Annotated in this window: 14 protein-coding genes and 1 pseudogene; 6 read left to right on the plus strand and 9 right to left on the minus strand. The window is 30.7% G+C overall.

Annotation, left to right across the window (positions count from 1 at the left end; genetic code table 11):
- Nucleotides 1-738 (minus strand): NAD(+) synthase, encoded by a 738-nt coding sequence (gene nadE, locus HW276_RS08595; RefSeq protein WP_147004157.1) that lies wholly within the window; start codon nt 736-738, stop codon nt 1-3.
- 187 nt (nt 739-925) lie between these two features.
- Here nadE and HW276_RS08600 point away from each other — a divergent pair, with 187 nt between their 5' ends.
- From HW276_RS08600 to HW276_RS08625, 6 genes are all read left to right on the plus strand, one after another.
- Nucleotides 926-5,269 carry a PolC-type DNA polymerase III gene (locus tag HW276_RS08600; RefSeq protein ID WP_178938152.1) on the plus strand — a complete coding sequence of 1,448 codons (4,344 nt, stop codon included), beginning with the start codon at nt 926-928 and terminating at the stop codon, nt 5,267-5,269.
- A 219-nt stretch (nt 5,270-5,488) separates the two neighbouring features.
- Nucleotides 5,489-7,159 (plus strand): formate--tetrahydrofolate ligase, encoded by a 1,671-nt coding sequence (locus HW276_RS08605; RefSeq protein WP_178938153.1) that lies wholly within the window; start codon nt 5,489-5,491, stop codon nt 7,157-7,159.
- A 90-nt stretch (nt 7,160-7,249) separates the two neighbouring features.
- Nucleotides 7,250-8,830: a tetratricopeptide repeat protein gene (locus HW276_RS08610; protein WP_178938154.1), complete on the plus strand. Its 1,581-nt coding sequence runs from the start codon at nt 7,250-7,252 to the stop codon at nt 8,828-8,830.
- A gap of 17 nt (nt 8,831-8,847) precedes the next feature.
- Nucleotides 8,848-10,053, plus strand: a complete 1,206-nt coding sequence (locus HW276_RS08615; RefSeq protein ID WP_178938155.1) for a MalY/PatB family protein — start codon at nt 8,848-8,850, stop codon at nt 10,051-10,053.
- 449 nt (nt 10,054-10,502) lie between these two features.
- Nucleotides 10,503-12,149 (plus strand): L,D-transpeptidase, encoded by a 1,647-nt coding sequence (locus HW276_RS08620; RefSeq protein ID WP_178938156.1) that lies wholly within the window; start codon nt 10,503-10,505, stop codon nt 12,147-12,149.
- A gap of 34 nt (nt 12,150-12,183) precedes the next feature.
- Nucleotides 12,184-13,959 (plus strand): L,D-transpeptidase family protein, encoded by a 1,776-nt coding sequence (locus HW276_RS08625; RefSeq protein ID WP_178938157.1) that lies wholly within the window; start codon nt 12,184-12,186, stop codon nt 13,957-13,959.
- Between the two features lie 288 nt (nt 13,960-14,247).
- Here the strand turns inward: HW276_RS08625 and ilvC are convergent, their stop codons facing one another.
- The 8 genes and pseudogenes from ilvC to HW276_RS08665 all read right to left on the minus strand — a co-directional run.
- Nucleotides 14,248-15,258, minus strand: a complete 1,011-nt coding sequence (ilvC, locus tag HW276_RS08630) for a ketol-acid reductoisomerase (protein ID WP_178938158.1) — start codon at nt 15,256-15,258, stop codon at nt 14,248-14,250.
- Between the two features lie 86 nt (nt 15,259-15,344).
- Complete coding sequence (locus tag HW276_RS08635; protein WP_178938159.1) at nt 15,345-16,415, minus strand: DMT family transporter; 1,071 nt, start codon at nt 16,413-16,415, stop codon at nt 15,345-15,347.
- A gap of 37 nt (nt 16,416-16,452) precedes the next feature.
- Nucleotides 16,453-17,238: an ABC transporter ATP-binding protein gene (locus HW276_RS08640; RefSeq protein ID WP_178938160.1), complete on the minus strand. Its 786-nt coding sequence runs from the start codon at nt 17,236-17,238 to the stop codon at nt 16,453-16,455.
- 38 nt (nt 17,239-17,276) lie between these two features.
- The gene (locus HW276_RS08645; protein ID WP_178938161.1) at nt 17,277-18,968 is read right to left on the minus strand and encodes an AAA family ATPase; all 1,692 of its coding nucleotides are present in this window, start codon (nt 18,966-18,968) and stop codon (nt 17,277-17,279) included.
- 266 nt (nt 18,969-19,234) lie between these two features.
- Nucleotides 19,235-20,293 (minus strand): 3-isopropylmalate dehydrogenase, encoded by a 1,059-nt coding sequence (leuB, locus tag HW276_RS08650; RefSeq protein WP_178938162.1) that lies wholly within the window; start codon nt 20,291-20,293, stop codon nt 19,235-19,237.
- 47 nt (nt 20,294-20,340) lie between these two features.
- On the minus strand, nt 20,341-21,129 hold the full coding sequence (locus HW276_RS08655) for a toxin-antitoxin system YwqK family antitoxin (protein WP_147004171.1): 789 nt from the start codon (nt 21,127-21,129) through the stop codon (nt 20,341-20,343).
- 48 nt (nt 21,130-21,177) lie between these two features.
- A complete protein-coding gene (locus tag HW276_RS08660; RefSeq protein WP_178938163.1) occupies nt 21,178-21,963 on the minus strand; it encodes an OmpA family protein in 786 nt (261 codons plus the stop codon).
- A gap of 14 nt (nt 21,964-21,977) precedes the next feature.
- Nucleotides 21,978-22,082, minus strand: a pseudogene (locus HW276_RS08665) (type II toxin-antitoxin system mRNA interferase toxin, RelE/StbE family); the annotation flags it as partial.
- Between the last annotated feature and the right edge of the window lie 15 nt (nt 22,083-22,097).

Below are 22,097 nucleotides of genomic sequence, written 5' to 3' on the forward strand. Positions count from 1 at the left end.
TTATTTTTCTCCTTTTTTATACGATGGCATAGGTAAAATTTTGTGTAAATTTATTTTGTGTAAATAGTCTATTTTTTCTTTTATTCTCAAATCCGAAATGTTTCCCGTTCTAATATATTCATCCAAAACTTCGTAGCTAAATCCCAATTTTTCCTCATCAGATTTCCCGCTCATTCCATCTTCAGGCACTTTTTTCAAAAACATTTCAGGAAGTCCAAGTTCAGATCCAAGTTTTCGCACTTCGGTTTTTGTAAAATCAGAAATTGGAGAAAAATCCCCCGCAGCATCTCCAAATTTTGTTGAATAACCCACAAAATCTTCCGACAAATTACAAGTATTAGCCACTCTCCCACCAACAATGGCAGAAATTCCATAAAGCACAGCCATCCGTATTCTGGCAGGCTGATTAGTCTTGTAGGCATCAAATTCATCAGGATTTACTCCCGTTTGCTGTGAAATTAATTCTTTTAAGTCATTCACAGGCTTCTCCACATTTATTTCATAATGTTTTATTTTCAAAAACTCAACTAATTTTTTGGAATAATCAATATCATGCTGCATACCTTTTGGCATAAGAACTCCTATTACATTTTCTCGTCCCAGAGCTGCCACACAAAGTGCTGCCACAACCGAAGAATCCGTTCCACCAGAAATTCCTACAACTGCTTTACAGTTTTTTCCATTTTCTTCAAAATATTTTTTTATCCATTCGATAACTTTTTCTTTTTCATTTTTCATAAAATCACCTCTTTACCTTAATTATACCTGGAAGTTTTGCGAATGGCAAGGTTTTCAAGAAAATTATATTGCTAAAACTTTGTAAAAATTATATAATAAATTTGTTTTATAACTAAATTTAAGAATAAATATTAAATTATGATTATTTGATATAAAAAATAAAAAAAGTAAGGGGGATAAATAAAAAATGAGCGCTAAATATTTGAAGATTAAGCCATCAGATGATTTTTTCAGGAAATACGGGATTAAAAATTTTGAGATTGAGTATATTAATTTGTTTTCTAAAAAGAGAGAGATGGAGATATTTGTAAAGGTTCATGATTTTGCTGCACATGGGGAAATACAGGATTTAAGACAGATGATTTATAGAAATTTTGAAGATGGGGTAAAGCTGAAAATTAAGCTAGATGTTAATCCTGAATTGATACGGAAGAATGTTGCTGGATTTGTAAAATTCATGATTGAGAATTATAGGGATGAAAGTAAGAGATACCAGTATATTTTTGCAACTTATGAAGTGGAAAATGTAGAAAATAATGTATTTGTGAAATTGCCATCTCGTCATTTGATAGAAGAGGCTCAAAAAACCAATGTAAAGGAAGAGCTGAAAAATAAGATTTGTGAATGTACTGATGATTTGATAAAAGTTGAATTTACAGATGGCGAGTTTAAGGAAATCAAGGAAAAATTGAAGGCTCAAAGTGAATTAAATTCGGTAAAGGCTAGCGAACTTCCTAAATATGAAAATACTGGGGTAAAGAATGGAAATGGGTATTCAAATGGAGGGAATTTTAATGGAAATAATAATGGGTATAGACGGAAAAAAATTCCTGATATGGATGCTGTGCCTTTTTCTATGCTTGATATCTTGAACATTGGAGATAATGTTGCTTTGGAAGGGAAAGTATTTAATCTGGATATGAAAGAAACTAAAAACGGGAAACTTATGTGCGACTTTATGATTACAGATTATACAAATTCAGTCAGCTGCAGAATTTTCTTTAATACAAGTGAAGATATTCAAGTAAAGCTTGGAGAATGGGTAAAAGTTACTGGAAGTTTTGAATCAGACATGTATACTGGAGAAATGTATGTCAGAACACAAAAAGCTGAAGCTATTGACTCTAAAGATGTGAAAAGAGAAGATAACGCTCCTAAAAAAAGAATAGAACTTCATGCACATACAAACATGAGTGAAATGAGCGGAGTTATGTCAATTAAGGATTATGCGAAAAGAGCAAAAGAATTTGGACATAGCGGGATTGCTGTAACAGATTACGGAGTAGTTCATTCTTTTCCCTTTGCATTTAAGGAGGCAAATGAGGATTTTAAGGTTATTTTGGGGATAGAGGCTTATATGGTTGATGATGAGCAGGACTTGATTACGAATCCTAAGGATAAAATGATTGAAGATGAAATTTATGTTGTATTCGATATTGAAACGACTGGATTTGATCCATTTAATGATAAGATAATTGAAATTGGGGCTGTAAAAATGCGTGGAAAGGAAATTATCGGGGAATTTTCTGAATTTGTAAATCCTGAAATTCCAATTCCGCCAAAAATAACGGAACTTACAACAATTACTGATGAAATGGTCGCAAATGCTGAAAAAATAGAAACTGTACTGCCAAAATTTCTAGAATTTTGTGCTAATACAACGGTAGTTGCCCACAATGCAAAATTTGATGTGGGATTTATAAAGCAAAAAACTATTGATCAAGGGCTTGAATATTCTCCAAGTGTAATTGATACGTTGCCTTTGGCTAGAACGCTGCTTCCAGAATTGAATAAATATGGACTTGCCAGTCTGGTAGACTATTTTGAGATTACGCTTGAAACACACCATAGGGCTGTTGATGATGCGAAGGCGACTGCAGAAGTTTTTCAGAAATTTTTATATATGATTTTAAGTAAAGGGCTTATGAAACTAACTGAAATTAATACAGAGCTGCAGCCAAATATTCAAAATTCTGAAACATTGAATACAATGATTTTAGTAAAAAATCAGGCTGGGCTTCGTGACCTGTATGAACTTGTATCACGTTCAAATATAGAATTTTTTGGAATGCGTAGACCTAGAATTCCCAAGACTCTGTTAAACAGCATGAGAGAAAATCTGTTAATTGCAAGTTCTGCTTCGGCTTCTGAACGAAATAGAGGTGAACTTGTAAATCTTTATCTACGTGGAGCAGAAAAAACTGACATTGAAGAAAAAGCAAGATTTTATGACTATATCGAGATTCAGCCGCATACAAATTATGCCGACATGGTGGAAAGAACGAATAAGGAAATTGAAAACTACGATATAGTCAAGGAAATGAATAAATATTTTTACGAACTTGGAAAAAGCCAGAATAAAATTGTTGTTGCAACAGGGGATGCACAATATCTTGAAGAACGGGAAGCAATTAACAGGAATGTCCTGCTTTTGGGAAGCGGGACAATGTGGAAAACTAAAATTTCAGAAGGAGTCAGGGAATATGAATTTTTTGACAGAAAACTGTATTTTAAAACTACTGAAGAAATGCTAAAAGCCTTTGACTATCTGGGTGAAGATGCAGCTATGGAAGTTGTTGTGGAAAATACCCATAAAATTAGCGATATGATTGAGCAGGTAAGACCAGTTCCAACTGGATTCTATCCCCCAAAAATTGACGGAGCTGAAGAAGAAGTAAGGGAAATGACTTATAAAAGACTTAAAGAGCTTTACGGAGAAGATATTGATGACAGCCTGAAGGAAAGAGTGGAAAAGGAGCTTAATTCAATTATTCAAAACGGATTTGCCGTACTTTATCTAATTGCACAAAAACTTGTGCATAAATCGGTAGATGCAGGTTATCTTGTAGGTTCACGTGGTTCAGTCGGTTCTTCAATTGTCGCCTATCTTATGGGAATTACCGAAGTAAACGGACTTTATCCACATTATAGATGCCCAAACTGTAAGCATACTGAGTTTATGAATGAAGAAGGAAGCGGAGTTGACTATCCTGATAAAAATTGTCCAAAATGTGGTACAAAATACATAAAAGATGGGCATGCTATTCCATTTGAAGTATTCATGGGATTTAATGGAGATAAAGTGCCAGATATTGACTTGAACTTTTCTGGAGAATATCAAGGGGAAATTCATAAATATACGGAAGAGCTGTTTGGAAGCGACAATGTCTTTCGTGCGGGAACGATTTCTACACTTGCTGAAAAGAATGCTTTCGGATATGTGAAGAAATATCTTGAAGAAGTGGAAGGAACACCTGAAATAAAGGAAAGAAGAGCAGAAGTTATGAGAATTGCGAAAGGCTGTGAAGGTGCGAGAAAAACAACTGGACAGCATCCTGGCGGAATGATAGTCGTTCCAAAAGACAAGTCAATTTACGACTTTTGCCCAATCCAGCGGCCTGCCAACGATATGAAGTCAACTTCCAAGACAACTCACTTTGATTACCACGTAATGGATGAACAGCTTGTAAAACTGGATATACTGGGACACGATGATCCGACAACACTTAGAATTTTACAGGATTTGACAGGTGTTGACATTTACACGATTCCGCTTGATGATAAGGAAGTAATGAGCTTATTCAGCGGTACAGAGGCACTTGGTGTAACTCCAGAGGAAATAGGATCTCCAACAGGTACATCGGGAATACCTGAATTTGGTACATCTTTCGTAAAACAGATGCTCGTTGACACAAAGCCAAAAACTTTTGCAGAATTAGTTAGAATTTCTGGGCTTTCACATGGAACAGATGTTTGGCTGAACAATGCACAAGACTATGTAAAAAGCGGGATTGCAACCTTGAGCCAGATTATCACGGTGCGGGATGACATTATGAATAAATTGATTGATGATGGCTTGGATAAATCATTGGCATTTTCTATAATGGAATTTGTTAGAAAAGGGCAGCCTACTAAAAATCCTGAAAAATGGAAGGAATTTTCTAAAAAAATGAAGGAGCATGGTGTAGAGCAATGGTACATTGATTCATGTGAAAAAATAAAATACATGTTCCCAAAAGGGCATGCTGTGGCTTATGTAATGATGGCAGTCAGAATCGCCTATTTTAAAGTCCACTATCCAATTGAGTTTTATACGGCTTTCCTGAACAGAAAAGTTGGAGACTTTAAAATGACAGCAATGTTCAGGTCAATAGATGACTTAAAAAAAGCAAAAATGGAAATGGACAAAAAAGGGAATTTAAATGCAAAAGAAAAGCAGGAATTATTTTTATATGAAATATTAATTGAAATGCACTATCGTAAAATTGAGCTGGAACAAATTGATATTTATAAATCAGAGGCAAAACTTTTCACAATACAGGATGGAAAAATAAGAATGCCGTTAATCGCAATGGACGGACTTGGAGATGCTGTTGCTGAAAATATCGTTTCTGAACGAAAGAAAGACAGTTTTTTATCAATTGAAGATTTGGTAAAACGTACAAAACTGAATAAGACAATTGTGGAACTAATGAAGGACTATGGATGTTTCCAAGGATTGTCAAATACGAATCAGCAAACATTATTTTAGGTTTTATTCAAAATGAAAATATTTAATAAATATTAATTGACAATTACAAAAAGATATAATATCATATAACAAAAAAGGCATGATTAGTCTTTTAATAAAATTTTTGAAAGAAAGTTGAAAAGAACAAATTATAAATGAATATCGGAAAAGTTTTCTAATTAGCAGTTTGCGGCTTTTTCGATTTTTATTAAATAATAGAGAATATAGGAGGTTTTAAAGATGACAGATATTGAAATCGCTCAAAATGCGAAATTGAAAAAGATTGGTGAAATTGCACAAAGTATTGGACTTACAGAGGATGATTATGAACCTTATGGAAAATACAAGGCTAAGGTTAGTTTGGACGTGCTGAAAAGAAATGCAGAGAAAAAAGATGGAAAGCTGATTTTGATGACTGCTGTTACTCCGACACCTCCAGGGGAAGGAAAATCAACTGTTACTGTTGGATTGACTCAAGCATTAAATAAACTTGGGTATAAATCAATTGCAGCGCTTAGAGAGCCGTCTTTAGGGCCTGTATTTGGAATGAAAGGTGGAGCTGCTGGTGGAGGAATGTCACAAGTTGTGCCAATGGAAGAAATAAACTTGCATTTTACAGGGGATATTCATGCAATTTCGGCTGCGCATAACTTAATTTCTGCTTGTATTGACAATCATATACATTTTGGAAATGAACTTGATATTGATGTGAATAACATTACTTTTAAACGTGTTATTGATATGAACGACAGAAATTTAAGAAGTATCGTTGTCGGACTTGGACCAAAAGTAAATGGCGTGCCTCGTGAAAACTCTTTTCAAATAACAGTTGCATCAGAAATTATGGCCATCTTCTGTCTTGCTAACTCAATTACTGACTTAAAGGAAAGAATCGGAGAAATAGTTTTTGCATATAACAGAAAAGGAGAAATGCTTAAAGTTAAACAGCTTAATATTCAAGGGGCAGTTGCAGCATTGCTAAAAGATGCTATAAAGCCTAACCTAGTACAAACTTTGGAAAATACACCTGTATTTATTCACGGTGGGCCTTTTGCGAATATTGCACATGGATGTAATTCTCTGCTAGCTACAAAAATGGCTTTGAAACTGTCTGACTATGTTGTTACAGAAGCTGGATTCGCTGCTGATCTAGGAGCTGAAAAATTTTTGGATATAAAGGCCAGACTTGGAAATCTAGAGCCAAATGTTATTGTAATTGTTGCAACAGTTCGTGCATTAAAGCATCACGGCGGAGACAAAGACTTGAAATCGGAAAATATTGAAACATTGACAAAAGGGCTTGTAAACCTCGAAAAACATATTGAAAGCATGCAAAAGTACAATTTACCAGTTGTTGTGGCGATTAATAAGTTTATAACTGATACTAATGCTGAAATTCAAGTAATAAAAGATTTTTGTGCAAAAATGGATGTAGAAGTCGCTAACTGTGAAATTTGGGAAAAAGGTGGAGAAGGTGGTAAAGAGCTTGTAGAAAAAGTTCTAAATGCCATTGAAAAAAATGAAAAATCTGAGAAAAAATATACTCCACTTTACGATTTGGACTTATCAATTCAAGAAAAAATCGAAAAAATTGCAAAAGAAATTTACGGAGCAGATGGAGTGGATTTTGCACCAAAAGCACTTAACAATATTAAAAAATACGTAGAAAACGGCTACGACAAATTGCCGGTATGTGTATCAAAAACACAGAAATCATTGTCAGATAACCCAAATCTATTGGGACGTCCTACAGGATTTAAAATAACAATTAATGAAGTTAGATTATCAGCAGGAGCAGGTTTCCTAGTAGCAATGGCAGGAACAATCATCGATATGCCAGGATTACCTAGAAAGCCAGCGGCGGAGTTAATTGACATTGATGAAAATGGTACTATTTCTGGGTTATTCTAAAAAATTAAAAAGTTGAAATATTAAGGCGGGACAGGATGACTGAAAAAGGTTAGTGCTGTTTCCGTTTTTGTTTTAAGGATGGTGAATTGATTGGGTGTATTTGGAAAAATAGTTGACAAATTTCGAAATAAAAATAATGAAGAGAAAAAATATTTGAAGATTGCTAAGGAGCATATTGATAAAGCAGGGGAAAATTTAACAAAAGAGCAAATTGAAGAGATGATGAAGTTAGGAATGGATACAAGGGAACTTTATCCAGAAGTTTCAAAATTGTATTTTGAACGAATAGAAGATTATTTTCCTCATGCTTCGACAATGTTAGCTACTTTTTATATGGATAAAGATGATGAAATGTATGAAAAATATTGTTTAAAGGCTGCAAATCAAGGAGAAAATATAGCAAAGAAAAGTCTTGCTATATTTTATGCAAAAAATAATAATGAAGAGAAAATGTTAGAATGGTACAATAAACTTGATGATAAGGAAGATTATGACGTGTTAGCCTATATGTCAAATTATTATATGTTTCAAGATAATTATGATAAAGTGAAAGAAATAAATTTTACAATATTAAAAAATAAGAAAGATGATAAGTATGCTCCTAATTGTTTAGGTGATGCATATTTTGTTGAAGGTGATTTTGAAAATTCTGAAAAATATTATAAAATGGCTTTGGAAAATGGAAGTCCTGATTCAAAGGATAAATTATTCAATCTTTATCAAACAACAGAAAATATAGAAAAATTTAGAGAATTAATTGAAAAAGATGAAACTAAAAGAGGTGAAGATTTTTTAAGTTTAGGAAATCTTTATTTTCATAAAAAAGATTATAAAATGGCTGAAAAATGGTACTTAGAGTCTGAAAAATTAGGTTTTTTGGAGGCAAAATATAATTTAGGGTATGTTTATTATGAAATTGGAAATTTTGAAAAAGCTGAGAAGTATTTTCAGGAAGTGATAGAAAAAGTCCCACATCTTAAAGAAAGTGCTATTGAAAAATTAATAAATGTTTATAACAGTCAAGCAAATGTCTATCTAACCAGTGGAGATTTTGATAAAGCTGAAAAATATTTAAAAATATTGGTTGAAAAATATGGGATAAAGGAATGTTATTATAATTTAGCAGTAATAAATAGACAAAAAGGAAATATAGAAAAATACAAAGAATATATTTTGAAAGGAATTGAATTTGGAGATAACGAATGTATGTTTAGTTATGCATTATTTGTTTATTCTGAAACTGGGAAATATACGAATGAAGTAGATAGATATTTAAAAAATTCTGCTGAAGCAGGAAATGTTGAAGCAATGTATGAATTAGGACTTTTTGCTGACGAACAAAATAAAATAGATGATTCTAAAAAATGGTATAAAAAAGCAATTAAAAAAGGACATACAACAGCTATGAATAATCTTGCTAATATTTATAGTGAGGAAGGAAATAAAGAAGAAGCAATGAAACTTTATCTGAAATCAGCTGAAAAAGGTAATCCTTTAGCATTTTTCAACCTTGGAAATTATTATGAAGAAAATAACAATATAGAACTTGCGAAAGAATATTATGGTAAAGTATTAGATTCGTTGAAAGGTTACCCAACGTGTAAAATAGAACAAGAAGCATTGGCAAAATTAAAAAAATTACAGAATAATTCAGAATTGAAAAATAATTAACGATAGAAGGTGAAAAAATGTCAGAAAATTACGATTTTGAAACACTTTTAAGCAGAAAAGGGCAAGGTTCATTTAAATGGGAAGCAATGTACAGAGAAGTGCCTAATTTATCAGATGATATTGTTCCGTTTTCTGTGGCGGATATGGAGTTAAAGATTGCTCCTGAGATAAGAGAAGGATTGAAAAAATATATTGATGAGGCGATTTTAGGTTATACTGGAGCGACTGACAAATATTATGAAGCGGTTATTTCTTGGATGAAGAGAAGACATAATTTTGAAGTGGAAAAAGATTGGATTGTTTGTACGAGTGGTGTAGTTGCGGCACTTTATACAGGAGTGAAGGCTTATTTACAAGAAGGTGAGGGTGTAATTATTTTTACGCCAGTGTATTATCCTTTTTATAATGCGATTAAATCTTCTAATAGAAAAATTGTCGATTGTGGATTAATTGAAACTGACGGATATTATGAAATTGATTTTGAGAAGTTTGAAGAGTTTGCAAAAAATGAAAATAATAAAATGTTGATTTTGTGTAGTCCACATAATCCAGTTGGAAGGGTTTGGAAAAGGGAAGAGCTTGAAAAGATAGGAAAGATTGCATTGGAGAATAATTTGATAATTATTTCTGATGAGATTCATTGTGATATTTTGATGCCTGGATTTAAGCATACTGTTTTGCAGACTTTATCGGATGAATTGGCAGAGATAACAGTTACTTGTACTGCACCTACTAAAAGTTTTAATTTAGCTGGAATTGGAGTGTCGAATATTATTATTAAAAATAAGAAATTGAGAAAACAGTTTGAAGCTCAAATGACGAAAGATGGTTCACATGTGTTTGCGGCACTTGGATTTAAGGCTTGTGAGTTGGCGTATAATGAAGCAGAAGAATGGTTTAATCAGTTTTTGAAATTAGTGGATAAAAATCAAAAGTTGGTAAAACAATTTTTTGAAGAAAAGTTTATTGGATTTAAAGCTCCATTAATTGAAGGAACTTATTTACAATGGCTTGATTTTAGGGATTTAGGATTGAAAGATGAAGAGTTAAAGGCATTTGTGACAAAAAAGGCAAATGCGTTTTTTAATGAAGGATACATTTTTGGAAAAGCTGGTTCTGGATTTGAGAGAATTAATTTGGCGGTGCCTACGAGATATATTGGGGAAGTTTTAGAGAGAATTTATAATGCTGTTAAGGAAAAATATCCTAGATTTTGCAAGTAAATTTTACCAGCTTATTTTAGACAAAATTTGAATAAAGTATTAAATAATACCAGGAATATTATATCCTATTAAAAAAATAGAAAGCATATTTTATTTATTTTCTGGCAAGGGATCAAGCTGCCTTGTTAAAGTAAAATTTATAATATTCCATTATTATAATGGAAAATGATACAAAATATTTATAATTTTTGTATTTATTTTAAAAATGGTTTTATTATGAAGTTAAATTAATTTTATATATTACTTTTTTATGAGAATTATGGTATAATATACGGGAAAAGTGAATTGCTCATAACAAAATTTTAGGACTTTAAAAGTGCGAGTTTTTTTACACTTTATCTAATAAAAATTTTGGAAAGGGATGGAAATATAAAAAATGAAAAAAGTGAGTAGCTTTTTTGATAATAAATTTAAATTTTTTGAAGAAAATAAGTATTGGAGGGGAAATTGTGAGAAAAAAAATAAATAAAATTATTAATTCTGGAAAAGAAAAGATAAAAAGAAAAAAAATAGAAATTGGAATGTTAGCTTTAATTAATACAGTCGTAGGATTTAATGTAAATGCAGAGCCATTAAACTTGCCTAAGGAATATTCTGAAAATATTGCAGTAAAAGGGTATGAAAAAGATGTATTTGATTATGATTTTAACAATGATGGAACTGATGAAAAAGTTGTTGTGACTTATAATATGGTTGACAATTTAATTGGAGCCGTTGTTTCAATTTATACAAATCAAGGTGGAAAGGATATTTTGACATATCAGATAACTTTTGATAAAAAATTTGATATAATGGATCTTCAGGCTATGCAGAAAATGCTTGATAAAGTGAAGGAATATTATCCTGAATATTCTAAAAATATTCAGCCAAATGAAACTAGATATATTACAATTTATGGAGATAACAAAACAAATGACATTGTTTTTGATAAAATAAAATTTAATAACCATTCTCCTGAAAACACAAATAACTTTTTATTTATAAAAAAATCATCGAGTATGCTAGATGCTCCAAACGGAAGTGCAATAGCTAACTTGGGATTTAGCGAAAAACCTGAAATACTGTTTGATATGGTGTCAGATGCTCCAAATGCACAGAAAAAATGGTACTATACTGAATTTACAAAAAGACTTACTACTAATGTGAGCAAAAAAGTTAAAAAGGATAAAAATGGTAAAGTTATTCCAGAAAATCCAACTACTGTTAAAGGATTTATTGCAGGCGGAGATGATAACGTTTCTAAAAGAGGATTTTATTGGGATAAAATGATTAGTAAAATAGAAATTGTAAATGATTTTATCGTTAAAGCAATAAAAGCTAACCAGCAATTATATATTGTTACAGAATATGCACCTTTATCACGTGACAAGCCAAGTAAAAAGGATAAATTTGGAAATAAAAATAATCAAAGCATTGTTGGATATACAAATTCTAAAAAGGAAGGGGAAATAATTAATATTCCTGATCAGACAATTTTTAGAATAATTGGTGAAGAAAACAATATGTTAAAAATTGAGACACCATTTTACGGAGGACCTTATTTTATTGAAAAAACAGGAGGAACTTATCAAAAGGTGGAAAATATAAAAGAAGAAGTTAATAAGTTTGTTGCAGTTGATCCAAGCAGCCAAACTGAAGTACTTTTCCAAAGAATTCCTGAAACACAAAAATATGAAGTTGTGACGTATTCTTATGTAACAACTGGAAGAGATGGAAGCGGTTCTTATGAAACACCGCACGGAGCATTTTTAATAGCATTCACAAGACCATACATGACATTTACAAGACATGCAAGAGAAGGAGACAAAACTCTTCCTGGAAGATCTGATTTAACTATTGGAGGAAGTGCAAAATATGCTGTAAGATTCAGTGGTGGAGGTTATATGCACGGAATTCCTGTGGGACTTAATTTTAAAGGATCTACATTAAGCACGGGAACTGCTCAAAAAATTGGAACATACAAGGATTCTCATAAATGTGTAAGACACTTTGATGATCAGATTGAATTTATTGTCAAATGGATAAATGCAGACAGTAAAATTAAGGACAGGGATAATACAATACCTGAAGAACCTGTAATAGCAGTAGTTTTATAAAATAAGTTTTAAAATAAAAAGGAGGAACAGATTTATGACAAAAAAAATAAATTTAACAAAAATGAAATTTTTAATAGCGGCATTAGTAATACTTTCTGTAATGTCAATTAATGCTTTTTCAGCACCAAAGGCAAAGGAAATAAAGAAAGTTGAAACGAAAAAGATAGAACCCAAAAAAGCAGAACCTAAAAAAGCAGAATGGAAGCAAATTTCTTTAGAACCTGATTTAGATGGAGACGGAATTAAAGATAAGATTGATGTAGACTATGCAGTAGAAGGAAATAATGTCCGTTTAAAGTTTACACCGTATATATTTGGCGAAAAGGCTAAGTTTGTAAAAGGAAAAAGTGTAGAAAAAGTAATAAGCAAATCTGAATTTGAAGCAAAATTTGATACTTTTATAAAAGGATTTATATCAGAGTATCCTAAAAAATCAGGAATTTCTGCGAAACCAAATACACAGGCTCAGACTCAAGCACCAAATAACAAAAAACCAGCAGAAACTAAAGTTAATGAAGAAAATAAAAAAACTGCTGTACAAAATGATACTTCAAAAAATGAAAAAAATATAAAAAATAATACTGAACCTCAAAAAACAACAAATATGGAAAAGGCTCAAGATTCTATAATTGACAAAAATAAAAAAGAAGATGATATAAAGGGAAATGCAAAAACAGAAACACCTAAAAATACAAATCCTTCAAAAGGATCTCATTCCTACATAAAGGAATTTTCAGCACAAAGACCTAAAAATCTTACTTTTAATTTTCAATATGACAAACATTCTCCAAAGGATATGGATGAATTTGTTTTTATAAAAACTGCAACAAGCATAAAAAAAGAGCCAAATTCAAGCTCTAAAACAATAAAATCTGCATCATATTCCCAAAAATATAAAACTACAGGTATTGTGGGAAGCAAGTCAGATGAATGGTATGAAGTATTTTTTGACAATCAGCTTGGATACATTCCAAAATCTGCTGCTGAAAAAAGGGAATTTGACTGGAATGACATGATGAATAAAGTTGAAAAAACAAATAAATTCATAAATGAAGCACTTTCAGCAAATAAAAAATTATATGTTTTGGATGACTATACTCCTCTTGGCGGCGGTGAAAATGGAAAGCGAGATAAATTTGGAAATCGTGCTAACCAAAGCGAATTTGGATATTTAGATAAAACTTTTAAAGATTATATAAATATTCCAGATAGAACCATTATGGTTGTTGATGAACAAAATGACAAATATATAAAAGTTAAAATAGATGCCTATGATAACGGTATTTATTATTTAAAGCCTTCTACAGGCAAGTATTTGAAAGATGCTGGAATTACAGGGGAAATAACTAGATTTATCTATGTTGACAGAGCCAGCCAAAATGAAATGGTTATTGAAAAAACTGGAGATAACTGGAATGTCGTAACTTCTTCATTTGTAACTACTGGAAAAGATAGTGGAAGCTCATTTGCCACTCCTTATGGGACATTCTTAATTGCCTATTCTAAACCAGTAATGCAATACACAGGTTCAGACAATAAAACTGTTGTTGGAGATGCAAAAAACGCAGTAAGATTTAGTGGCGGAGGTTATATGCACAGTATCCCGTCATTATTTGAACCTAAAAACACAAGAGAACAAAGAAAGGCTGCAACAGCCAAAAAAATTGGAACTTATCCAGAATCACATAAATGTATAAGACATTATGATGATCAAATTAAATTCATTTATGACTGGTTAGGAAATTCTACACCAGGACATAAGGAAGGTTTCAGAGTTCCTAGTGTTCCTACTGTAATGCTAGTTAAATAAAAATCTTATTAAGCCCTAAATGTTTTGGGGCTTATTTTTTTATTATTTCTATTTAAATAGAAAAATAGTTATGAATTTCTTTATAACCCTTGTTAGCAAGCAATATATAGTAGAACTGCTTTAAAACTGAACTCAAAAATTATGACTATTTCACTCAAGCCCTGAATTTATATGATCTTTAGTAGTTTAATTTTAAATAAGTCTGAGTATAAAATAATAAAAAATAAAACACCCTAATTTTAGAGTGCTTTATTATTTATTATCTTTCAAATTAATTGCATTAAACAATTATTTTTTAATCCAAGGCATAAGTTTTCTTAATTCTGCTCCAACTTTTTCTACGCCGTGATTAGCAAATTCTTTTCTTTTTTCTTTTAAGAATGGTTGTCCTGCTTTGTAGTCAGCTAAGAAGTCATCAGCAAATTTTCCTGATTGAATATCTTTTAAAACACCTCTCATAGCTTCTTTAGTTTCAGGCGTAATAATTTTTGGTCCAGTTAAGTAGTCTCCGTATTCAGCTGTATTTGAAATTGAATTTCTCATTGTTGCAAGTCCACCTTCGTAAATTAAGTCTACGATAAGTTTCATTTCGTGAATACATTCAAAGTAAGCATTTACTGGGTCATATCCAGCTTCTGTCAATACTTCAAATCCAACTTTCATAAGTTCTACAACTCCACCACATAATACTACTTGTTCTCCAAATAAGTCAGTTTCAGTTTCTTGTTTGAATGTAGTTTCTAGAATTCCTGATCTTCCTCCACCAATTGCTGATGCCCAAGCTTTAGCTACTTCCATAGCATCTCCTGCTGGATCTTTTTCTACTGCTACTAAACAAGGTACTCCACTTCCTTCTTGGAAAGTTCTTCTTACTAAGTGTCCAGGTCCTTTAGGTGCAACCATGAATACACTTATATCTTCTCTTGGAACTATTTTTTTGAAGTGAATGTTAAATCCATGTCCAAATGCAATATATGCTCCTTCTTTTAAGTTTGGTGCGATGTCTTTTGCATAAACTTCTGCTTGTAATTCATCTGGAATTAAGATCATAACTATATCTGCACCTTTTACAGCATCTGCAGTTTCCTTAACTGTAAATCCAGCTTCTGTAGCTGCATCCCAAGATTTAGAACCTTTTCTAAGTCCAACAGTTACATCAAATCCACCTTCTTTTAAGTTTAATGAATGAGCATGTCCTTGAGATCCATACCCTAAAACTGTAATTTTTTTACCTTCCAATTTACTTAAATCGCAATCAGCGTCATAATAAACTGTTGTTCCTAAAATGTTTCCTGCCATTTTTATAATCCTCCTAAATTTTGTATGTATATATTATACACTTTTTAAAAATATTTGCAAATATTTTTTTTAGGTATTAATATATTTTATATATTTTTAATTTTTTTATCCTTTTTATGTAACAATTTATGTTCTTCACTATTCATGTAGTCTTCATGATTATGCTCGTGTCTTTCTTCTGATATAAAATGACTATGACCATGCTCATGAGTAATAACATGCGTATGTGTTGTCCCATCATGTGTATGAACTATTATGTGTGAATGGCTATGACTATGATATTTAACCACTGTATCATACACAACAAATGCACTTCCAATTAACATAAAAATAAGTCCAACAAAGTACAGCAAAGTAAGTTTTTCTCCATTTACTATAAATGCTAAGAAAGTACCTACAAATGGAGCTACAGCATAATATGCACTAGTTTTTGCAGCACCTAAATCCCTTTGTGCTCTGATATACATAAAAATACTGAGTCCATATGCTACAAATCCAAGTAACAAAGCAATTGATATATATCTAATTTCAGGAATACTTTCTCCTAAAATAAGAGCAACTATAAACGAACCACCACCAGAAAAAAATCCTTTTAAAGTAACAATTTCATAAGTACTTTTATCTGAAAGTTTTCTAGTACAATTATTTTCAAGTCCCCAACAGCAAGTTGCTAATATTACAAATAATGAACCTAAAGAAAATTTGAAACTTTCAGCTCCTTCAAATGAAAGAACTATACTTGATATTGTAATAAAACCAATAGCAATCCATAACTTTGATGTTACTTTTTCCTTAAATACTAAAAGAGCAATAAGGGTTGTTGCTACAATTTCAAAATTACCAAGCAATGAAGCATTTGAAGCTGAACCAATATTTATACCAATCATTAGGAATATAGGTGCCGCAATATCAAGAACAATCATTCCAATAGTATATGGAAGATCTGACTTAGTTAATTTTTCATGCTTTTCCTCATCTTTTCTATGAAATAAGTACATAATACCTACACCAATTCCTGCTCCTAGATATAGAAAAGATGCCATAAATGTGGGCGAAATCTTATTCAAAAGTATTTTAGAAAATGGTGTATTTATTGCATAAAAAATAGCTGCGAGTAATGCTAAAATTACTGCCATAAATTTTCTGCTTTTATCCATCTAAAATAAATCAACTCCTTCTAAGTGATTACTGAATTTACTTCACAATCAACCAAGGTCTATCATTTTCCCAAACAACTTTTACTGGCATCTCAAACATTTCCGATAAAACTTCATCTGTCAAAATGTCTTTTTTTCTACCTTTTGCAAAAACTTTACCATCCTTTAAAAGTGTCACATGAGTTATCGCTGGAATCACTTCCTCGATTTGATGTGTCACATAAATAAATGGAATCGCATTTTCATTTTTAGAATTTTTTTCCAAGACAGACAATAAATATTCTCGAGATTTTACATCCAATCCTGAACAAGGTTCGTCTAAAATCAATAAATCTGGCTCATTCATAAATGCCCGTGCAAGTAATGTCCGTCTTTGCTCACCTTGTGACAATGTTGCAAAATATTTATCCTTAATGTAAGTTATCCCAAAATCTTCAATTATTTTTTCAGCTTTTTTCCTATCTTCATCCGTCACTTCTTGATAAATTCCAATCGAATTAAATTTCCCAGAAATTACAATATCTTTTAATTTTTGCGAATTTAATGTACTCAAAAAATTATTCAAAGTAGAACTCACAAAACCAACTCTATCTCGAATTTTTGTCCAAGCATAATTTCCAAATTTATGACCAAAAACTCGCACTTCTCCTGAAGTTGGAAAAGTGTAAGCTGGAATCATTCCCAAAAGAGTGGATTTTCCAGAACCATTTAATCCTAATAAAGCCCAGTTTTCTCCTTTATTTATGTGCCAGTCGACACCTTTTAAAATTTCTCTTCCTTCTCGTCTGAAAGTTATGTTTTCGTAATGTAAAATTTCTTCCATAAAAAACCATCCTTTCTTTTTTCTATTATTTATAAAAATTATTTTTCCTTTTCAAATTTAACTTCTACTTCTTTTCCAAAAAACGCCAATCCAATTTTCAAAATATTATCAATTCCAGCATTTTTTAGTACTGAAGAATATTTCTTTTCCTCAATTTGTTTTAATGCAATATCACATTCTTTTTCTAACTCTTTTTGAATTTCATTTTCATTCAATTTTTGAGAAGAATTTACAATTTTCAATTCTAAAATAATTCCTTCTTTTCTTTTTTCAAGATTTTTTGGCTTCAAAAGTAAATCATATCTGCCTTTTCCAGCAAAATTATTGGAAGAAATTTCATATTCATTTTTTAGCATTATAACTAATCCCAACATAAATCCGTGATAAAATTGTTCCTTGTAAATTCCACCTACATCAAATATTCCAACATTTTCCAATAAAATTTTATTCAGTTCTCTCTTAAATTTTTCAGCGTCTCCTTTTTTTAATGCCTCTGTCACTTCTAAAAATATATCATAATTTTCAAAATACAAATCAATAAACATTTCAGAAAACATTCTCAAAATTTCTTCGTTTGGAATTTTTAAACTTACATCATTTCTATTTTCGTCGTACTCTTCAGCTAAAGTTAAATATCCGCTATGAAAAAATAAATTCCATATATTTTTACTAAAATTTGCTTCTAAATTTTCAAAAATCATATTATCATTTATTCTTTTGGAAATACTCTTTTTATTTAAAAGTTGTGAAAAATCATCAAAAATTTCATTTTTCAATTTTCTCAAATATAATTTTATAAGTTCATTCCCACTAGTATTTACCCAATATGGCTTTAATTTTTTTCGCTTTAAGAAATTTACAATAGACCATGGATTATAGACTTTTCTATCGCCAAATAAATATCCATTGTACCATTTTTGAACATCTTCTAACTCATATTCCAAACCAAAATCTTTTACAGCTTGATTAACTTCCTTTTCTGTAATTCCAAAATATTCTGTAAATTCATTATCCAAAATCGTATGAACTTCTAAATTATTCAATCCTGAAAAAATATTTTCTTTTGCAACACGTAAAATTCCTGTCATGATTCCCATTTCCAAGTAATTATTATCCTTCAAAACCGTACCATAAAAACTTTTAAAAAAATCTATTGCATCATCATAATAACCTTTAACATAAGAATCAATTATTGGATGATCATATTCATCTATTAAAACTATTACCTTCTGTCCGTAATATTCATACAAATACTTAGTCAACATTAGTAAGGAATTTTTCCAATCTCCTTCATCTGTTTCCAACCAAATATTCTCAAATTTCTTTAACTCTCTTTTATCTAACTTATCCATTAAAAATTTAAATTCAGCATAAATATCAGCAATCGTTGTTTTTATCGTTTTAAACCCATTTTCCCAATTCTTTTCAGAATAATTTCTAAAAGAAATCGAGATAACAGGAGCTGATCCTTGCTTTTCAAAAAATTTACTTTTAGAAATTTTCAAATTTTTGAATAATTCTCGGTTTTCATCTTTTTCTTTAATATCAAAAAAATATTTTAACATTGACATATTTAATGTTTTCCCAAATCTTCTTGGACGAGTGAATAATTTGACTTCTGAATTATCTGTTAAAATTTTTTCAATTAAATTTGTTTTATCAAAATAATAATAATTTTCTTTGATGATTTTTTTAAAATCTGAAATTCCGATTGGCATACTTTTTTTCATGCTAACCCCTCCTTTTTTTACTTTTCCTTAATAACTCTTATTTAGTAATCGAAATCTTTTAATTACACAAAAAATCAAGACTCTTTGTTTTACTTTACTAATATTAAATTCAAAATTTATATTATTATCAACAATTCTATAGTAAAACTGCTTTAAAACTGAACTCAAAAACTATGACTATTTTAGTCAATTCCTAAATTCATATAATTTTTGGCTGTTTAATTTAAAATAAATTTGAGTATAATTCTAAAATTTAAAAAAGTAAATTATATTCTATTAGCAATTTCAGTTCCCATTTCAGCCGTTCCAACTTTTTTCATTCCATCAGTATAAATATCAGCTGTTCTGAATCCATCTTCTAGCACTTCTTCGATTGCTTTTTCAACTGCATCTGCTTCTTTTGTCAAGTTAAATGCGTATCTTAACATCATTGCTGCTGATAAGATTGTTGCGATTGGGTTTGCAATGTTTTGTCCAGCGATGTCTGGTGCTGAACCGTGGCTTGGCTCATAAAGTCCAACTTTTCCGTCTCCTAAACTTGCTGATGGCAACATTCCTAAAGAACCTGTAAGCATTGAAGCTTCATCTGATAAAATATCTCCAAACATATTGTCTGTCAAAATTACATCAAATTGTCTTGGATTTGCAATTAATTGCATTGCAGCGTTATCCACATACATGTGGGAAACTTCCACTTCTGGATAATCTTTTGCAAGTTCATTTACTGTTTTTCTCCACAATTTTGAAGTATCTAAAACATTGTGTTTATCCACACTTGTAATTTTTTTCCCTCTTAATTTTGCAATTTCAAATGCTTTTTTTGCAATTCTTTCAATTTCCCCTTTTGTATATGGCAATGTGTCGACAGCTTTTTCATCAGAATATTCTCTAGGTCCAAAATAAATTCCTCCTGTAAGCTCTCTAACTATCATTACATCTAGCCCTTCTCCAATTATTTCATCCTTCAATGGACTAGCACTTTTTAATTGTTTAAACAAAACCGCTGGTCTTAAATTTGTGTAAACTCCCAAGTCTTTTCTTATCGCAAGAAGCCCTTTTTCAGGTCTTTTATCAGGCTCAACATTATCCCATTTAGGCCCTCCAACAGATCCCAACAAAATCGAATCACTTTCTTTACAAATTTTCGCAGTTTCTTCAGAATAAGGAATCCCATATTTATCAATAGATTCTCCTCCCAAATATCCTTGCGTATACTCAAATTTATGCCCAAATTTTTCTCCAATTTTATTCAAAACTTTTACCGCTTCATCAACGATTTCTGGACCAATTCCGTCCCCTTTTAATAATGCAATTTTGTAGTTCATTTTTTTTACTTCCTTTCTTATTCATTTAAACTTTTTTATATTTTTTTTTAATTTTTTTTCAAAATTTTCTGTCTATTTTTTTCAAATTCTGAAATAAACTTCGGTTTAATTTCTTTATATTCCCCTTTGTACTTTAAATTTCCTTTCTCGTCATAAAATTCCCAAATTCCATCAGCCTCTGAATTTTTAAGAGTTCCTTTCAAAAGAGGTTTTCCATTTTCATAAAAATAATTAATTTCTCCATTATGTTTATCGTTCAAAAAATTACTTGTCATATAAATTTTCCCACTAGGATAATAAATCACAAATTTCCCTTCTGTTTTATTATTTACATAAGTTCCAACTGACTGTAATTTTCCAGACATATAATACTGTTTTTCTTCACCTTCTTTTCTTCCTTGAATATAATTTGAAACCGTATCTGCTTGTCCGTTTTCAAAATATTCTGTTACAACTCCGTCAAAAAGCCCATTTTTATAATTTACTTCTACAATTTTTCCACCATCATTATTAAAAAACTCCCAAACCCCATCTTTTTTATCATCTTTATAATTACCTTTTGCGAGCAAATTTCCATTTTGATAATAAAATTTCGCTTCACCTTCTCTTTTTCCATTCAAATAATGCACTTCTAATTGTTTTTCGCCACTTTTATACGGTCTATTAAAAGTATATTTTGCTATTCCTACTTTATATGCTGTTTTAGAACCGCTTACTGCCGATTTCTCAAATGACAAATCATCCATTGCTTTTCCTAATTCTTTAATATCATTTATATCTGCAAAAACTAATTGCACTGCTAACATCATTATCAAAAATATAAATTTTTTTAACATTTATTACCTGCCTTTCTTTATTTCAACTGTATTTATATTTTATAAAAATTACTCATCATCCAATTGATTTTTTAGTTCATTAAGCAAGCTTAAATCAAAATTTTTTTCAACTATATTTTTTACAATAATTTCTACTCTTCTATTATTATATCTTTCTTCTATTGTATCATTACTATCCACCGGATTTTCTGACCCTTTTCCAAAAACTTTTACAATTCGCATTTCATCTTTCAGTCCACTTTCACGAAATAACTCTGCAAGTCTTTTAGCTCTTTCCAATGATAATTTTTTATTTTCTGTATTATCATTATATCCGATAAATTCTAAATCTGCACTTTCATAAAGTTTATTCCAAATTTTTCTAACAATGCCTTTCATTCTATTTCGTTCATACTCATTTAAATCTTTACCATTTTCTTTAAATCCTCTAATTGCAATTTTTATCTCACCTTTAGCATCTTCCATTGGAATATCCCAAGCCAAATCGTCCATAACCATCGGATCACTCATAAGTGGAAATTTTTCCAAAATCTTCAAATTTTTTTCAGCTTTTTTAGAACCATTTCGAATTGCCATTTTATAATACATTTCAGCTTGTTCAATTTGGTCATTTTTAGCATAAAAATTTGCTAAATTGTTCATTGCTTTTACATCGCCATTTTCAATTTTTTCTTCAAATTCTTTAATTTTTTTATAATATCCTTGAAAATCAAAATCTGCCATTGAATATCCAAAGATGTTTCTTTTTAAACCGTTAAATTTTTTGATATTTCCATCTTGAGAAAATAAATTTATCAAAAGTAATAACTGACAAAATAAAATAATTTTTTTCATCAAATTCCTCCAACTCAAAACAAATCCGAATGTGTCCCAGTTCTCGACAATGTCAAAACCAAGATATTTTTTTCAATTTTATAAATTAAGAGCCAATCAGGTTGAATATGACATTCCCTAAATTTTTTGTAATA

Source organism: Leptotrichia sp. oral taxon 417 (genome assembly GCF_013394865.1).
Lineage (GTDB): Bacteria > Fusobacteriota > Fusobacteriia > Fusobacteriales > Leptotrichiaceae > Leptotrichia > Leptotrichia wadei_A.